The 17,043-nt window shown below is 58.8% G+C and carries 15 protein-coding genes; 5 read left to right on the forward strand and 10 right to left on the reverse strand.

Annotated elements, in window-relative coordinates; all coding sequences use genetic code 11:
• Positions 1–12: 12 nt before the first annotated feature.
• The 3 genes from QEH54_RS09090 to QEH54_RS09100 all read left to right on the forward strand — a co-directional run bounded on the left by QEH54_RS09090 (position 13) and on the right by QEH54_RS09100 (position 4,503).
• Complete coding sequence (locus QEH54_RS09090; RefSeq protein WP_309018349.1) at positions 13–2,115, forward strand: TonB-dependent receptor; 2,103 nt, start codon at positions 13–15, stop codon at positions 2,113–2,115.
• A 65-nt stretch (positions 2,116–2,180) separates the two neighbouring features.
• A complete protein-coding gene (gene tcdA, locus QEH54_RS09095) occupies positions 2,181–2,999 on the forward strand; it encodes a tRNA cyclic N6-threonylcarbamoyladenosine(37) synthase TcdA (protein WP_309018350.1) in 819 nt (272 codons plus the stop codon).
• A 136-nt stretch (positions 3,000–3,135) separates the two neighbouring features.
• Complete coding sequence (locus QEH54_RS09100) at positions 3,136–4,503, forward strand: MBL fold metallo-hydrolase (protein WP_309018351.1); 1,368 nt, start codon at positions 3,136–3,138, stop codon at positions 4,501–4,503.
• A 72-nt stretch (positions 4,504–4,575) separates the two neighbouring features.
• On the opposite strand, the gene QEH54_RS09105 is transcribed toward QEH54_RS09100, so the two are convergent.
• The 6 genes from QEH54_RS09105 to QEH54_RS09130 form a co-directional block, all read right to left on the reverse strand.
• The gene (locus QEH54_RS09105; RefSeq protein WP_309018352.1) at positions 4,576–4,989 is read right to left on the reverse strand and encodes a hypothetical protein; all 414 of its coding nucleotides are present in this window, start codon (positions 4,987–4,989) and stop codon (positions 4,576–4,578) included.
• Between the two features lie 188 nt (positions 4,990–5,177).
• Positions 5,178–6,044, reverse strand: coding sequence for an alpha/beta fold hydrolase (locus tag QEH54_RS09110; RefSeq protein ID WP_309018353.1), 867 nt, complete (start codon positions 6,042–6,044; stop codon positions 5,178–5,180).
• A gap of 23 nt (positions 6,045–6,067) precedes the next feature.
• Positions 6,068–7,102: a 3-oxoacyl-ACP synthase III gene (locus QEH54_RS09115; protein WP_309018354.1), complete on the reverse strand. Its 1,035-nt coding sequence runs from the start codon at positions 7,100–7,102 to the stop codon at positions 6,068–6,070.
• The gene (locus QEH54_RS09120; RefSeq protein ID WP_309018355.1) at positions 7,099–7,920 is read right to left on the reverse strand and encodes an SDR family oxidoreductase; all 822 of its coding nucleotides are present in this window, start codon (positions 7,918–7,920) and stop codon (positions 7,099–7,101) included. The genes QEH54_RS09115 and QEH54_RS09120 overlap by 4 nt, the downstream gene beginning before the upstream one ends.
• Positions 7,921–7,925: 5 nt before the next feature.
• Positions 7,926–8,381 (reverse strand): 3-hydroxyacyl-ACP dehydratase FabZ family protein, encoded by a 456-nt coding sequence (locus QEH54_RS09125; protein WP_309018356.1) that lies wholly within the window; start codon positions 8,379–8,381, stop codon positions 7,926–7,928.
• 42 nt (positions 8,382–8,423) lie between these two features.
• Positions 8,424–9,908, reverse strand: a complete 1,485-nt coding sequence (locus QEH54_RS09130; RefSeq protein WP_309018357.1) for an NAD(P)/FAD-dependent oxidoreductase — start codon at positions 9,906–9,908, stop codon at positions 8,424–8,426.
• A gap of 270 nt (positions 9,909–10,178) precedes the next feature.
• Between QEH54_RS09130 and QEH54_RS09135 the strand changes: the two genes are divergently transcribed.
• Together QEH54_RS09135 and QEH54_RS09140 are read left to right on the forward strand one after the other, a co-directional pair.
• Positions 10,179–10,859: a hypothetical protein gene (locus QEH54_RS09135; protein WP_309018358.1), complete on the forward strand. Its 681-nt coding sequence runs from the start codon at positions 10,179–10,181 to the stop codon at positions 10,857–10,859.
• Positions 10,860–10,984: 125 nt separating this feature from the next.
• Entirely contained in the window at positions 10,985–11,461 is a 477-nt protein-coding gene (locus QEH54_RS09140) for a peptidylprolyl isomerase (protein WP_309018359.1), read from the forward strand.
• Positions 11,462–11,553: 92 nt separating this feature from the next.
• On the opposite strand, the gene QEH54_RS09145 is transcribed toward QEH54_RS09140, so the two are convergent.
• The 4 genes from QEH54_RS09145 to QEH54_RS09160 form a co-directional block, all read right to left on the reverse strand.
• On the reverse strand, positions 11,554–12,255 hold the full coding sequence (locus tag QEH54_RS09145) for a class I SAM-dependent methyltransferase (RefSeq protein WP_309018360.1): 702 nt from the start codon (positions 12,253–12,255) through the stop codon (positions 11,554–11,556).
• 68 nt (positions 12,256–12,323) lie between these two features.
• On the reverse strand, positions 12,324–14,012 hold the full coding sequence (gene ilvB, locus QEH54_RS09150; RefSeq protein WP_309018361.1) for an acetolactate synthase large subunit: 1,689 nt from the start codon (positions 14,010–14,012) through the stop codon (positions 12,324–12,326).
• A 335-nt stretch (positions 14,013–14,347) separates the two neighbouring features.
• Positions 14,348–15,712, reverse strand: a complete 1,365-nt coding sequence (locus QEH54_RS09155) for an AGE family epimerase/isomerase (RefSeq protein WP_309018362.1) — start codon at positions 15,710–15,712, stop codon at positions 14,348–14,350.
• Positions 15,713–15,785: 73 nt separating this feature from the next.
• The gene (locus tag QEH54_RS09160; RefSeq protein WP_309018363.1) at positions 15,786–16,988 is read right to left on the reverse strand and encodes an aminopeptidase; all 1,203 of its coding nucleotides are present in this window, start codon (positions 16,986–16,988) and stop codon (positions 15,786–15,788) included.
• Positions 16,989–17,043: the final 55 nt, after the last annotated feature.

A 17,043-nucleotide genomic window follows, 5' to 3' on the forward strand; every position in this document is an offset into this window, starting at 1 on the left:
GGGATGACTTGCATGTCGAATACGCTACAACGACTTAAACGACCAACCCTGTGCGTCGCCGGCGCTTGCCTGTGCGGCACGGCATCGCTCTTCGCCCAGGAAGTGGTGGAACTGCCCGCGCTCTCGGTGAACGCCAACCGCCTGCTGCCCCTGCAACGTGACCTGTCGAGCCCGTCGTTGGAACTCAGCGCCCTAGACCTTGATTCAGGAGCGTACGGCGATATCACCGAAGCCTTGGAAAGCTATCCCGGCTACGGGGCCTACCGACGCACCAGCAGCCTCGTCGCCCACCCCTCGACGCAGGGGATCCGACTGAGAAACATCGGAGCCAACGCCACCTCGCGAAGCCTCGTTCTGCTCGATGGCGTTCCCCAGAACGATCCGTTCGGGGCATGGATCTACTGGCATGAAATCGACTCCCAGCCTCTGGAAAGCGTGCGTCTGGCCCCGGGCGCGAACGGCGGCCTCTGGGGAAACTTCGGCAGCAGCGGCCTCATTTCCTTCGCGACCAAGGAGCCAATTGCCGGGGCGCAGCGGCTTCAGCTTGGCCTAAGCGACCTCGGGCGATTCGAACTGGAAGGCGACACCGCGATCGCCCTTTCGGAATCGCTCACCTTGGACATTGGGGGACGCTACTTCGAAACCGACGGCTTCCACACCCTCAGCGAACCCCAACGAGGCCCCGTGGACCGCAAGGCCGATTCGCAAAGCGAAGGCCTCAGCGCCCGTCTGCGCTGGGAGGCCGGACCGGACTGGCGCATGCACCTCAAAACCAGCGCCTTCAGCGAAAACCGGGGCAACGGCACCGCCGTCGCTCGGAATTCGACAGACGCCCTCAACCTGTCGCTGCTCGCGGAGCGGGCCCTCGATAGCAAGGGGTCCCGACTAAACCTCTCGGCCTACCTGCAGGATCGCAGCTTCGAAAACGTCTACGCATCCGTGGCCGACGACCGAGCAAGCGAGCGGCCGGCCCTCGACCAGTTCGACGTGCCAGCTTCGTCAGCAGGCGCGTCGGTCGTCTACCGTCGCCAATTCGACGAGCAAACCGACTTCAGCATCGGCGTGGACGCTCGGCAGGTCTCGGGCGATGTCAATGAACGCTTTCGCAACCTGGGCGATGGATTCACCCGCCTTCGCAGGGCGGGCGGAGAGCAGCGTTTTCTGGGACTGTTCCTCACCCATGGCCTTTCCCTCTCCGAAAACGACCGCGTCGCGGCTTCGCTCCGATTCGACCGCGTATCCCAAAAAGATGGATACCGCATCGAAATCGACACCGAAAACGAAGTCACGTTGATCGATCGCCACTACGACGATCGCGAAGACGACTTCATCTCCGGCGACCTGGCTTGGCGTCATCAGATTTCCGATACGCACGATATCGGACTCAGCCTATCCAGCGGTTTTCGAGCTCCCACGCTCAACGAACTCTACAAGCCGTTTCGCGTGAAGAACGACATCACCGAGGCCGACCCGCTTCTGGCCAACGAGCGCTTCAACAGCATCGAAGCGGATTGGAATGCAGCGCTGCGAAACGACCAACAGCTTAGCGTATCCGTTTTTCACTACGAAATCTCCGAAGTCATCGCCAACGCCCTGATCACTACCGAATCCGGCTTCGATCCCCGTTTCGGCTTCATCCCGCAGGGCGGATCCGGCAGCGTGCGAGCCAACCTGGACAAAAGCGAGGTCACAGGCATGGAGCTCAGCTATCTGGCGCCACTCGGCCAGAGCCTGCGCGCCGAAGCTCGCCTGATGTTCTCCGACAGCGAGATCCTCTCTGACGAGCTCAGCCAGTTCGAAGGGCTCGCCTTTCCCCAAGCAGCGCCGTGGCGGGGTAATCTCGCTCTGTTTTGGGATCCAAACGAAAAGCTTTCCCTCTGGGGCCGCTACCAGTGGAGCGACAAGGCCTACGAAAAGCTCAGTCCGGACTCGCGGCTCGGCGAAACGGGTTCCCTCAACCTGGGAGCGAGCTACCAGTTCACCGAGAGCCAGCGCCTCAGCGTGAGCATCGAAAACGCCTTGGACGAACGCAACGTGGCCGGAATCAGCAGCGACGGACTGATCTCCCTCGACGCCCCTCGCGAGCTGCGCCTCTACTGGAGCTGGCGACGCTAGCCGATCCGGCGAAAACCGCTTGCCACGCAAGCGTCCTGCTTTCACTAACGTTGCCTTTTTCCACCATGGCGGAAACGAAAGCGAACTACGAATTCAGATTTGGCGGCATCGGGCGGCTCTACGGGGTCAAGGCCTTGGAAACGTTTCGCCGGGCTCGCGTCTGCGTGGTGGGCATCGGAGGCGTAGGCTCCTGGATCGTCGAAGCGCTGGCTCGCTCAGGCGTAGGCCACCTTACTCTCGTCGATCTGGACGATATCTGCGAAAGCAACATCAACCGCCAGATCCACGCCCTGGACGGCGCCATCGGGGCCTCCAAAGTAGAAACCATGGCCGAGCGCTGCCGAGCGATCAACCCGGATATCCAGGTCGGCGTGGTGCATAGCTTTCTCACCGAGCGCAACGCCGAGGAAATCCTGTCCGCGGGCTTCGACTACGTGATCGACGCCATCGACAGCTCGAAACACAAGGTGGCGATGATCGTGGCCTGCCGCCAAGCCAAGGTTCCCGTGCTCACCATTGGCGGAGCGGGCGGCCGGGTGGATCCCACTCAAATCCAAATAGCCGATCTAAGTCGCTCCTTCCACGATCCGCTGCTGCAACGCGTGCGCAAGCTGCTGCGCCAGCAGCATGGATTCCCTCGCGAACGGCGGCGAAAGTTTCACATCGACTGCGTATTCTCACCAGAGGAACCTCGCTTTCCCGAGGCTTGCGACATGGAAGACGGCGGCGGCTCCAGTCTGCGTCTCGACTGCTCCAGCGGCTACGGGGCCGCGACGCACATCACGGGAGGATTCGGATTCTTCGCCGTCTCCGCGGTGCTCAAAGCCCTCGCCGCGAAAGCTCCGTCCGCCGTGATCGACCCTCGGGCCACTCCCGCGACCTAGCTGCGATCCGGCCGAAGGGGCCGGCCCAGCCCGATCGACGTTCCCGTTCGATAGGGATTCCGCAACCTTCTCGCTAAGCGAAAACCTTGACCTCGCCTCCCCTTTGCCGCTCGATCCTCCGCTTTCACAATTGCGTATGCGAATCACGGATTTGAATAGAGAAGGCGGCATCGGCTCCAACTCGCTCCTAGTGGAGGCTGGCCCCTTCACCTTCGTCGTGGACGCCGGTCTGCATCCGAAACTGGCAGGAAACCAGGCCATGCCGGACTTCGCCCACATCGAGGATCGTCACATCGACTTCGTGATGGTGACCCACTGCCACCTCGACCACATCGGCTCGCTTCCCATTCTCCTCCAACAGCATCCCGAAGCTCGAGTCCTCATGAGCCTGCCCAGCCAAATGCTGGTCGAGCGCATGCTGCACAATTCCTGCAACGTCATGAAACGGCAGAAGGCGGAGCTGCGCATCGCGGAATACCCACTTTTCACCCATGAGGACGTGGAGCGAATCGCCAATCGTTTCGAGCCTTTGAAATACGAGCAGACCCTCAGCTTCGAGAGAGCTGGGCAAACGCTTACCCTCACCCTCCACCAAGCTGGACACGTAGCCGGCGCCGGCGGCTTCGAGGTCCATCACGACGGCCATAGCGTCTTCTTCACCGGCGATGTGCTCTTCGACGATCAGCGCACCATTGGCGGAGCACGCTTTCCGCAGCCCAAGCGCTTCGATGCCATGGTGATCGAAACCACCCGCGGCGGCACCGAGCGGGCCGAAGGCATCACCCGAGCCAGCGAGGTTCACCGTCTGCTGGGAACCATTCGGGCCACGCTGGAGCGAGGCGGCTCGATCCTCATTCCCGTTTTCGCCCTAGGCCGCATGCAGGAGCTGCTGACCCTGATCAACGAAGCCCGCAAGGACGGACGCCTGCCGCGTTGTCCCGTCTTCGGCGCGGGGCTAGGCCTCGATATCGCCGACTACTTCGATCAGATCTCCAAGCGCACCCAGCTGATTCGATACAGCCGCAAAACCGCCAAGGAGCTGCGTCTTAAGCGGCCGCCGCGTCAGCTCAAGCCAGGCAAGGAACCGCCCGAGCAAGGCATCTACATCTTGAGCAGCGGCATGCTGGTCGAGCGAACGCCTAGCTACCAGCTCGCCGCTACCCTGCTGGCCCACGGGCGAAACAGCATCTGCTTCGTCGGCTATTGCGATCCGGATACGCCGGGCGGCAAGCTGCTGGAAACCAAGCCAGGACAAACCTTCGTTTTCGAAGCCTTCGACTATCAGTGCCAGGTCCGCGCTCAAGTCGAGCGCTTCGAGATGAGCGGCCACGCGGATCGCGAGGAAATCCTGGCCTTCGCCCTGGCCGCGGAGCCCAAGACCATCATGCTCACCCATGGCGACCCGGATGCGCGCGACTGGTTCTCCGCTCAACTCAACGACGCCGAACACTCCGTGCGGGTCATCGATCCGCCGCCCCTTCAAGCGGTCGAGCTCTTCGAATAAGGCGTACAGCGCCTCGCATCACGCGTTCGCTGAGAAACGCGAACCTAAGCGGCTCACCCAACGAATGCCGCTCTAGTCGAGATAGAGCTCCATCAAGCCATTGGGCTGATAGCCGGGGATGAGCCATTTCAAGGCCGCTTCCTGCGAGCTAAACTGCCGCATCAGCGACTTTTCGGTGTCGAAAAACTCGGAGAAGTAGTCGATGTACGCGGCTGGAACTGGCTTGATGCTATAGAACGCCGTAGTCAGCGAGTCGTAGTCGGTCAGCGCCTCTTCGCGCCACCGCCGAAACGTTTCCATCTTTTCATGCGTCAGGGGAAATGCCAGCTCTTCAACCTCCGCTGAGGTGATGATCTTCAGGTCGCGTGCGTAGTTCTTGTTGGCAATCAGCAGGTCGAAGTGGCGTCTGATCGAATCGGTATCGATCACAGGTCCCCAAGAGACTCTTAGCAGGCCTAGATTGGAAAAGTATGTGTGTAGCTCCATGGTTCACTCGGCGCGGCCGCCTTTTGCAAGCTAGCCAGAAATGAGTCATTTTCAACTGCTTGCAACGACCGGAAACAGCCCGAGCCTAAAGCGATTGCACGTAAAGCTAGCGCGAAAATTGGACCGACTGAACTTAGCAGGGCTGCTAAGACGATCCAACACATGAGCTTATGTCCGAAGCCTCGAGATCAATCCTCGTCGTAATCAGCCATCTGATAGATCGCCTCGCAGCAGGATTCCCGCTCGTCTTCCAGTATGTAGTGTCCAGCTTCCGGGTAGTGAAACGCGGTGGCGTCCGGGAGAAATCGCTTCCAGCGTTCCATGAAATGATCGCTGAAGCAAAAGTCCTTTCCGCCCCACAAGATCGTCACGTCCCGCTTGCGCAGCTTCAATAGCTGGTTCTCCACTTCGATCAGCGTATTGAAGCTCGGATGGGAAACGTGCATAGGAATGTCCTTCACGAATTCGTAAACCGCCCGACGATTCGACCAACTGCCGTAAGGATAGAGGAAGCCCCGCTTCACCTCGTCGCTCAAACGACGCTTGCTCACCGCCATCTTCACCGCCGGACCAGCGAATCCATTGAGCCCCTGCACGATCAGCTTGCCGAAGACGGGGGCGCGGCACAGGGCGATGCGAGCGGGTATGCGGGAATCGACGAACGCCGCTGTATTCAAAATTGTGACACGACGCAACTTTTCGAATCGCTGCAGGGCAGCGCCAAGACCGATCACTCCGCCCCAGTCATGCACCACTAGGTCGAAGCGCTCCAGATCCAGAGCATCGATAAGCTCGCCCAGATCCTCTATGCGCTGATCCAGACGATAGCTGTAGGCATCGCCTGGCTTATCGCTAAGTCCGCAGCCGATATGATCCGGCACGATGCAGCGAAAAACCCCGGAAAGCTTTTTCACCACGTTGCGATAGAAATACGACCAAGTCGGGTTCCCATGAACCATCACCACCGGAAAGCCGCTGCCTTCGTCGAGATAGCTCAACTCGTGGCCGCACGAGAGCTTGAGTCGCTTGGGCGAAAATGGGTATTCAGTTTTCAACCACTCCGGGATCTGAGACGTCGTCACCACTCCACCCCCATCATGAGACAGTTCAAACCGCTTCCGATTCCGAGCAGAGCAAGCTTGTCGCCCGCTTTCACCGCTCCATCTTCAGCAGCTTTAGCCAAAGTGATCGGCAACGCGGCGGAGCCCGTGTTTCCAAATGTCTGATACGAAGAATAGTCCTTTTCCATCTGCAGTCCCAAACTCTCGAAAAGAAGGCGTTGATGGGCCGCGCCGACTTGATGCGTGATCACTCTGTCCGGAGTCGCTTCGCTCCAGTCGAGTTCCTTCTTGAACGCTGCCCAAGTTCGTTTCGCGAGGGATACTCCGGCATGCAGCATTTCCTCGGAGTCGGTCTGCATCTCCAATCCATCTCCGCCCAAGCTCGCGTCGCCTTTGCAAAGGTCGTTGCTAGATGTATCCGCCAGCACACTACCTCCTAGAACCCGATGACCGCCGGGAGAGAGGGATTCGTGGCAGACGATCGCAGCCACCGCTCCAGCCCCAATGGTAAGGTTGGCGAAAAACGGTTTGATCGACTTGCGAGTGTGTTCGCCGCCGAGCAACTGCTGTATAGTGCGTTCCAGCAAGGGCTTTCCGTTTTCGCCTGACACCACGATGCCAGCCTTGATCTGTCCGGCGTCGATCATGGCGGAAAGCAGGCTGATGGAGTTTAGGAAGCCCAAGCACGCGTTAGAGACATCGAAGACCTGCACTCCCTCTGGCAAGCCCATCAGACGGTGGGCGAACGATGCGGTAGCCGGTTCGAGCATGTCCCGACATACCGAAGAGTGGATACAGACTTCGATTTGCTCAGCGGAGATTGTCGATTGGGCGAGGGCCTTGCGTCCCGCTTGGGCGGCGATTTCCGAGGGACGCACCGGATTATCCCAGAAGCGACGTTCCTTGATGCCCGTCATCAGCTCTAGGCGGCCCTCCGGCAGGCGAAGACGCTGATACAGTGGAGCTAGCTTCGATTCGATATCGGCGCTGCTCCATGCAGTGGGCGGCGAAACGTAAGCGAGAGAATCGATGACGGACGACCGAATCTTCACGCGTCTTTGTTCCCCTCTTCCGGGCGCATGGCCAGGCGCACGACTTCCTCGTCGAAATAGTTCAGTCCCATGCCCGCGTCCAAGACCATGCTGGCGCCGTTCATGCCGCTGGAGCGATCGCTGATGAGAAACGCCACCGCGTTGGCAACTTCCTGCGTATTCAAAGCGCGCTTACGATAGGTCAGTTTTTCGCTGTAGAGATAGCTCTCCAAATACCCCGGAATGCCTGCCGAGGCGCTCGTCTTCAGCGTTCCGGGATTGACGGTGTTGAACCTGACCTCGGTGTCCTTGCTGAAGGACTTTGCCAAGTAGCGGATCGAAGAATCGAGAGCGGCTTTGACCGGCGACATGTATCCATAATTCGCTGCCGTTATGGTCAGAGACGATATGCTGATAGCCACCACCGATGCCTTGTTGTCGAGGATAGGCTTGAAGGCGTTGGCGACTTCCACGATCGAGAAGGAGGAGATCGCGGTGGCCTGCAAGTAGTCCTCCCGCTTGGTTTCGTGGAAGGGCTTGAAGCCTTCGCTGTAGTTGGCGAAGGCGATGGAGTGCACGATGCCGTGAACTGCGCCGAAATCTCGACCGATCTCCGTCGCCAGACGCTTCACTTGGTCGGGATTCTCCACATCGCAAACGTAGACCGGACGATCCTTGAGCAGTTTGGCGGCGCTTTCCTTGCGAGCTTCCGAGCGCACGCTGTAGATGACCTTCGCCCCTTCCTCCTCAAGGGTTTTCGCCACGAACCAGGCCACGCTCTTGCGATTGGCCACGCCCATTACGAGCACGTTTTTTCCTTCTAGATTCAGAAAGCCCATTTCGACTACGCTTCGTCCTTGGGAGCCTTTGCCAAAGCCACGCTGAAGGAAACCGTCATCACTCTGCGGCCATCCTCCGTCTTCACCGAACCATCCATGAAGATGAAGCGTCCGAGCTTTTCCTTGTAGCGAGCGGTGATGTACAAGGTCTCGTTGGGCTTCACGATGCTCTTGAAACGAGCATCCGATATCTTGGTCAGCACCGGCACCAGTTCGGGATCTTCGAGAATCTCGTCCGCGAGCAGACGAGTCAGGTAGATCGCTCCCGTCTGAAACACCGCTTCCGAGATGATCACGCCCGGCATGATGGGATTGCCCGGATAATGGCCTTCGAAAAAGGACTCCGTTTCGGAAACGAAGCGCCGCGTGGTCAGGTAGTCGTCCGTCTGCTCGACGATTTCGTCTACAAACAGAAACGGAGGTCGGTGAGGAATCGCTTGGAGGATTTCTTCGCTAGCCATAAATCGTTCGATAGGTAGGGGTTCGGAAAATCGTATTCAAACTTAGGCGACGCTCTCTTTGGAGGCTCCAGCGCGATCCGCGGCAAGTTGCTTGTCTACCTTGTTAGCGGTGATCACGCCGTAGTTCATGGTGCCGAGCCAGCCGGACATGATGATGCCGACCGATCCAGCGTGGTACAGTCCGCGAATCTGCTGGGGCAGTTCCATGGAACATTTCAGACCTTCGAATTTCGTACCGAACGATGTGCCATTCGGATGGCGGGTGTAGTGGCTTATGGTACGTGGCGTAGCCGCTTCCAGGTGGTCGATCTTGTCGCGCACGCCCGGAATGTATTTTTCCAGGGATACAAGCGACTCTTCGATGAGGCGCTGCTTGTGAGTCTCGTACTCCTCGTCACTGAGGTTCCGCCAGTCTACGTATTGAGCGTTCAACGACGCCACCACCGTGTAGCGGTCCGAGCCAGGACGCGTTTCCGGATAGTACACCGAGAAGGTCCGGCTGGTGGTGTGCAGATCGGTCAACTCCTCGCTGCTGAAAGTCGGAGCCTCGGAGGTGAATACCAGATCCCCGATGTTCGGAATGCTTTCCCCTTCCTTGATCCCCATGTAGACCTGGCAGGAGCTGCTGTTGATGCGCACCGCGTCGAGCTCCTTGAGGTACTGATCGGAAAACTGCTCCGAGCCCACCAGGTTCTTCACCGTGCTGACCACGTTGGCGTTGGACACCACCGCGTTGCACCTCACCGTCTTGATATTGTCCGCTTCGCTGTCTCGAGTGCGCCCTTCGATGACCACGCCGGAGATCTTCTTCTGCCCATCGACCTCGTCGACAAGGACCTGCTTGACCAGCACGTTCTTGCAAAGCTTGGCCCCGTTGCGCTCCAGCTCCTCCACCATCTTGCCCACCAGCGCATCGGTGCCGCCTTGGAAGGTGAAGACGCCTTTGCTCATGAAGTTCGAAAAGACGATGCCATAGGTGATCGCCGGATCGCTCATGGTGGAGCCGTTGGCGTACGCGATCGGTTCCATCAGCAGACGGTGCACATCGTGGCGGCCCGGGAAAAACTCCTCGAACAGCTCGCCGGTAGTGCGCTGGTCGTCGTCGTAGAAATTCATCTGGCGCAGATGGGTGTAGAAGCCTTCCACCTTCTCGCGCTCCAGCTTGAAATCCTCTACCAGGATACGGGTGAAGTCCTGCCGATCGAAGGTCGTCCAAACGTCAAACTCCGGATTGATGAAGCGCACGTCCTTGAGCTGCACGATGGAGTCGGCGATCTCCTTGGTCCAATACTTGCGACAGGATTTGACCATGCCGTAGGGAAATCCGTGCAGGGAGATGTCGAAAATGTGCTTTCCCGGGCGCTTGAACCAAGTGGCCAAGCCTCCGAACTGGTAGTGGTGCTCCAGCAGCAAAACTCGATGGCCGCACTTGGCGAGCACGTTGGCGCTAGTCAATCCGCCCAAACCGCTACCGATCACGACAACGTCGTATTCGTCCTCTACGCCTTCTAGCCAGTTTTTGCCCATAAGGGGCCAACGAATAGGGTCGCTGGCGCGAAATACAACTGAGAAATCGCTCCGATTTTGGCAATTTTCACTAAAAATGCGCCTCCGCGGTTCCTGCCCCGAAATCCCCCGATCCCGAGGGGAAAACTCCTTCTGGCCGGCGTCGTTGAAGCAGTTCGGAGATCGGCGAGCCGCGGCGAAGTCGCCCGGTGGCGCATGCGTTGCTACGCTACGCGTCCCTATTCACGCGCCGCTTCCCACAGGCAATAACTACCGACCCAACAAGATGCTATGATTCAATCCATCGCCAGCGGCAACGAAACCCAACCGTCCTTCCCAGTCAGCGCTCGATCCGATGCCCCAGCGGGCCCTTCCAGCCGAAATTTCCAGGAAATCATGTCCGACTACTGGACGAACGAGGACCGCGGATCCGCCCTCGCGTATCTGAAATCGCTGAGCGGCAGCGAGCTTAGGGCGGTGGGACGCGAGCACGGCTTCGCCGACCCGACGCCGAAGCTCTACGGCCTGAGCATCGAAGGGGCGAACAACCTGCTCCGGGCCAGGGGGGAAACCGTCGACGAGAATCGCGACGGCATCGATCAGATCGGGGAGGCCCGAACCTGGCGCTTCCCCAACAGCAACACCCCGGAGAGCGTGAAGGCGGCCTGGGACGAAGCGACCGAGGGCATGGACGACGGCGAGAGCATGCTGCTCGCTGGAGTCCTTTTCATGCCACTGCCGCAATTTGAGACCGACGCCAGCGGGCGGGTCACCCATGTCACGCTCCCTGGCGATCCGGGATACCGCAGCCGCATGGAACGAGACGATTTCTCCTACGCCCGAGAGGTGGAAAACAAACTGCGATCCCTCGACGACCCAAGCAATCCACCAACGAACTTCGATTTCTATCGCAAGTCGAAGGCCTTCTACCAGAACCTCCTGGAGAGCTTCGAGCGCCACGGCGTAGCCTAGTCACATAGCGCCCTTCGATCGGCGCATCGCGAGTGCCGCCGGCGGTCGCGAGCAGCGTCGTATGGCTCCTGAGGGATCGCCTTTTCTGCTTGCGGATCTGAAAACGCGCGCAATCCATAGCTCCAATGGCCAAGACCAAAATCAAACTTGAAACCAACGCTGGCGATATCGTGCTGAAGCTCTTTCCCGATATCGCGCCAAAAGCCTGCGAGAACTTCGCCACGCACGTGGAAAACGGCTACTACGACGGCATCATCTTCCATCGTGTGATCAAGGAATTCATGCTTCAGTGCGGCGACCCGACCGGCACAGGACGCGGCGGCAAGTCCATCTGGGGCAAGCCTTTCGAAGACGAGTGCACGCCTGACGCCAAGTTCGACAAGACCGGCATCCTGGCCATGGCCAACGCCGGTCCCAGCACCAACGGCAGCCAATTCTTTATCACCACCGCCAAGACGCCGTGGCTCAACATGCGCCACACCATTTTCGGCGAAGTCGTAGAAGGCTACGAGGTAGTGCAGGCGATCGAGACCGTTCCCACCGACGGGATGGACAAGCCGATCGAAGAGCAAAAGATCATCAAGGCGACCGTCATCGAATAAGGCCCAGCCTGAAATCGACTTTCACGAAAAGCCAGTCTCCCCAAGCGAGACTGGCTTTTTTTCGATTCCCCCGCCACTCGGACGCAGCCGGTCTACTTTCCGCAAAGATAGGACACGATCACTCCCTCGGAACGCTCCCTTTCCTTGATTTCGAATCCGGCCCTCTGGAGCAATCCCTCCAGGACCCAGTCGTATGTGGAAAACTCCTCGCGAAAATGCTGCAGCGCATCTTCGCGTAAAAACGAGCCCCCACGACGCTCCTGATTGCGAACGAACGCATTCACGTCTTCCTCTGCGCCTTCGCTGCTCAACGCCACGTCCTTCAAGAAAAAAGCGCCACCGGGCGCTAGGCTCGAATGGATGCGCGACAGCGCCACGCCCTTCCAAAAGTCTGGCAAGTGGTGCAGTGAAAAACTGGATACAGCCGCTCGGGCCGTCTCGTCTCCCAGATCGAAATCCAGATATCCAGCGCGTTGGAAGACCACCTGTGCGTCCACGCCCGAACGGATGGCACGTTCGCGAGCTCGGCTGAGCATGGCTTCGGAAACATCGATCCCCCACCCGCGAATTCCTCGTTTCGCAGCGAAAACAGGCAAGGCTCCCGTTCCGGTTCCAAGGTCGACCAACAGGTCTCCAGGCTGCAGCGCCAGCTTGGCGCAAAGCTCCTCGTTCTCGCTGTCCACATCGCGAAAGTCGGCATGCGTCTCGTCGTAAACCGCCGCTTCCTCCGGATTTCCATAGTCCTTACCAACCTGCCGATACTCGTCGTATCGCCATTCTGCATACGCATTCATTTCAATTCCTCCTTAGGCAAAATCGAGCACGCCTTCACCGAAGACGTGCCCCATAGCGAGCTCTCCGTCTAAACGCCGACCGCTTCCTCGATGTGCTCGTGGATCATTTCCGAGTTCGCTCCGCCAGGCGGAACCATGGGAAAAACGCGATGAGCTACGTCGATGGGTACGTTGATCACGGCCGGTCCGCGCTCGGAAAGCGCTTTGCGCAAGAGTCCGTTGGGATCGTCGCACTGTCCGAGGTCGTATGCGGCGACACCGAATCCGCGGGCGATCATGGCGAAGTCCTGCGCTTTGCTGAAGTTGGACGCGAAGATGTTTTTTCCATAAAACAGCGTCTGCTGCTGGTGTACCAAGCCGAGGGAGTTGTTGTTGCACAAAACGATTTTGACGTTAACCCCTTCTTCCGCCGCAGTAGCCAGTTCCTGGATATTCATCATCAAGCTTCCGTCTCCGGAAAAGCAAACCACCGAGCTCTCCGGCTTCTCCAAGGCCGCTCCGATGGCGGCCGGAAGTCCGAACCCCATCGTCCCCAGGCCTCCGGAAGTCAACCAGCGACGCGGCGTCTCGAAGCGAAACGCCTGAGCGGCTCTCATCTGATGCTGTCCCACGTCGGTTGTAACGATCGTATCCGAGGAGCAGATACTCTGCGTCGACCGAATGATACCGTAGGCCGAAGTGGCGCTATCCGCATCCGGCATCTGCAGCGGAAAATCGCGCTTCAGCTCGGCCACGCGTTCCATCCAGGCTTGGCGTCGCCGCGCTTCCGTGATGGGAATCAACTGCTTCAAAGCCGACGCCAGATCCGCGACAATGCCCACGTGGGCCGTTTTGATCTTATGCAGTTCCGCCGCGTCGATGTCGATGTGCACGATCTTGGCGTTCGGACAGAATTGGGCCACTTTCCCTGTGGCCCGATCGTCAAAACGCGCTCCCAGGGCGATCAGCAAATCGGACTCCTCCAGAGCCATATTGGTATACCGCGCCGCATGCATGCCGAGCATGCCGATCGATTGCTCATGACTCGCAGGGAACGCGCCCAGCCCCATCAGCGTAGTCGTAACCGGAGCATGGATACGCTCCGCGAGCTCTTTCAACTCCCGATGGGCTTCGCCGTGGATGGCGCCTCCTCCTGCGTAGACGATGGGTCGCTCCGCTTGATTGATCATCTCCGCGGCGCGCTGCAGGTCCGAGAAGCGGAATTGGGGACCGGGCTCCTTCTCTCCGGTCGCTGGCCACTCGTCCACTGCGATGCGCTCCATCTGCACGTCCTTGGGCACATCGATGAGAATCGGACCGGGCCGACCGGATTGCGCGATGCGAAAAGCGGACGGAATGACGTGCAGCAGCTCCGCGGCCGACTTGACGAAATAGCTGTGCTTGGTGACCGGAACGCTCAATCCGTAGGCGTCGATCTCCTGGAAGGCATCGGTGCCGATCAGGGCCTGAGGCACCTGGCCGGAGATGCAAATGACCGGGATGGAGTCCAGCTTCGCGTCCGCCAAGGCGGTGATGGTATTGGTCACGCCAGGGCCGGAGGTGGCGAGGAAGACCGCTGGCCTACCGGTGGCGCGAGCCTGTCCTTGGGCGATGAAGCCGGCGCCTTGTTCATGGCGGGCCAGCACGTGGCGAATCTGCTCGCTGCGTGAGAGAGCGTCGTACATGGGGAGATTCGCGCCTCCCGGTATACCCGCCATGGTTTTAATCCCCTGTCTCTCGAGGAGTTTTATAATGATCTCTGCGCCTGTGTAGTTCATTTTCGGATTCGGTTTATTTGATAAAGTGTTTCTGGTTATTCCCTTGCCAGCGCCACCAGCGACTCATCCGAAAACGAACAACCCCGCCGGTCATGCGCCGGCGGGGTTGTTTCGATTAGCTTAAACTGCTTGCTCAACCTCTCGCTGACGCGATCCATTCGACCACGACCACCACTACCACGTTGAGCACCACGAGGGACTTTGCGGAAACGGGACTGTGAGCGATTGGCGTCATTTCAAGAAGTTATTCGATTAGTAAGTCGGACGTATCCGACGAAGCTTGAACGGGAAAAAGGCAGAGTTTGCCCGTCGAAGTCAAGCCCGTTTCCGAAACGTCACCGATGGCGCGTCAGCGGGAAGGTCCCCCGCAGCATCTGGATACAGTTCAAATACGCCCGGGCGTCATGATAGTTGGCTTTCCAGATCTGGCTTTTCGGCCAGCTCCTAACCTCTGGATTGGAATCCGATCCTCGCTGGTACCAGCCTCCGTTTTCATGATCGATCAGGTAGCGGTCGATGTAGCGCCACTGCTTTTCGAAGGCTTGCCGGTACTGCTCCTCCTGCGGAAACAGCTGCGACATCATTAGAAAGGCGTTCAGGCCCTCGGCCGCGATCCACCACACCTTGTCCTCCATCACGACTTCGCAATCTCCACCTTCTTCGAAATAGTAGCCGCCCTCCCACAGGCCGCCCAGCGTCTCATCCCATCCAGTGGCCAATCCATGGTCGACAAGGGCCTTAGCCCGACCGAGCGTGACTGGATCAAGCTCACCGTAAAGAGCGTGAGCCGCCTCCAGCAAAAGAAACGCGCTCTCCACATCATGGCCCCACGAGACGTGATCCCAATACAGGTGGTTCAAAACGTATTCCCTTCCCATCTCCCGAAACGAAACTGGCGTCCAGTCCCGAAAGTAGTAGAGTCGCAAGTATCCAGGATCCTGAAAGAAGCGATCCCTTACGATGCGAAGCATAGCCGCCGTGCGGCCCTTCAAATGCGGATCTGGCCAAACTCGATACAGTGCGGTGAATGCCTCCAAAATATGGATACTCGAGTTGTAGTCCTTCAAGCCAATGCGCCCTCTCAGGGATTCCAGGTCCTTCGCATTGACGTTTTCCGCCCAAGAGCCGTCCCGTTGAAGCTTGTCCACATAGCCGCCGTATTCGGAATCCCATGCCGCCCGATCCAGCCAAAGAAAGGCCTCCTTCGCTAGGTCCAGAGCGGACGCGTCGCCGCTCGCCTCGTAGTAGGTGGCAAGGGCGTAGATCGCGAAGGCGTTTCCGTAGGCGGTTTTGCCGGGGCTCTCCCTCAGCTCTCCCGAACGCGACAGGCGCTCGTGGAAGCCACCCTGTTTCGAATCCCATGCGACGAGCCTGAGAAACTCCAGCCCGTGCCGGGCGATCTCCAAATAGCGGGCGTCGCCGGTGTGCGAGGCAGCTCGCGAGCTGGTCCAGAGGTGGCGGGCCTGGCTCACCAGAAACTTGTCCTGCGGTCCCTTTCTCTCCCAGTCATGGGCGAAATCGCTGAAGTAGCCCCCCTTCTCCTCGTCCACCGCCCGCGGATACCATGCTTCGAGGATGTGACGCTGGAAGGATGCCTCCAACTCGTGCAAAATCCGCTCCTGCTCCGACCCGAAAGCTTTCGAAGAAAGAGCGAGGAAAAAGAGCGTCACAGCAACGAGGCCACTTCGGGAGATGCGCATAACGAAAAGGGCGAGCCTCAAAGGTGCTCGCCCTGATCAAAAGGGTCAAATCAACTGGAGAGATTCCGTCCGCTCAAAGGGTGAACTGGCCGTCCCTGTAAATGACCTGCTGGCCGCCATCCCTAAGGTAGGCGGTGACCACGCGATTGCTGGTGGCGACGATGTCGGTATGCACCACGGAATTGTTGAAGCCCATCTCCATCCACTTGCTCTCGCTGACGCTGGAGGGGTCGCCCGTGTAGGAATCGCGATAAGCCGCTCCGACCGCGATGTGGGTGTTGCCATTTTGCCCGCCCACATTCTCATCGTAAAGCGTTTCGCCCATGAACTTGGTGATGCGCGAGAAGCGGCGGTCCGTGAGGGAGAACTCGCCGACCTTGTCCGCGTTTTCCACCGCGATCATTTCCCTTAGCAAATCTTCGCCTTTGCTGGCGGTGGCCTTAACGACGCAGCCGTCCTTGAACTCCAAATACGCATCCTTGATCAAGGCCCCATAGCGATAGAGTGGTTCCGTAAAGCGGATGCGGCCTTCCGTGCCTCTCCAATCAGGAGAAACGAATAGCTCGAAGCTAGGGATGTTTCGTCCCGATCCCCCCAGCCACTTGCGATTTTCCCCTAGCTTGATCCAAAGATCCGTATCCGCCGCTTCGATATGCAGCTTCTCGATCGGCATGGCGTCCAGCTTGTCCTTTATCTCGTAGAGGCGACCATAGAGCTCCTTCCACTTTTCCGCCGGCTTGTCTTCCTTGAGGTAGCAGGCCTCGATGATCTGCTCCCAGTACTCCTCCAAGGACATTCCCACTTCGTCAGCCATGGCCTGAGTTCCGTACATGGCCAAGGTCCAGGTGTATTTGCCTGCGTTCTCCTTTTCCCGGCGCCAGTCCATGTAGGGCTTCAGGGCCTTCTGGCCAGCCATGATCTTCTTGCTGTCGATCCCATCGAGCTCCTTCTTGTCGGTCTCGGAGAGAATCGCCACCGTGTGGTCGATCTGATCCACCAGCCCTTTCAGGTACTTTTCCGGGAAAAACGAGAGCTGGTCCTGGTTGGCCAATTCGTAGTGCTCCCGCATCATATTGTCCGGGGTGAAGAAGATGAGCGGATGGGCTCCCGCCTTGAGCACGGCGCGACGCAAGGAAATCAAAAACGGCTTCGCCACTTCCGACACCCGAAGCTGCACGACTTCGCCCGGCTTCACGCCTTCCCCTCCGTTGAGGGCGAAGTTGATCATAACATCCGCGTACTTCTCTAGGATTTCGTCCGATGGCTGATAACTCATAGGCCGCATATCAACTGCAAAGTCCGCCGTTTGGCAAGCGAAGCCTCCACCCAGA

The organism is Pelagicoccus sp. SDUM812003, assembly GCF_031127815.1.
Classification (GTDB): domain Bacteria; phylum Verrucomicrobiota; class Verrucomicrobiia; order Opitutales; family Opitutaceae; genus Pelagicoccus.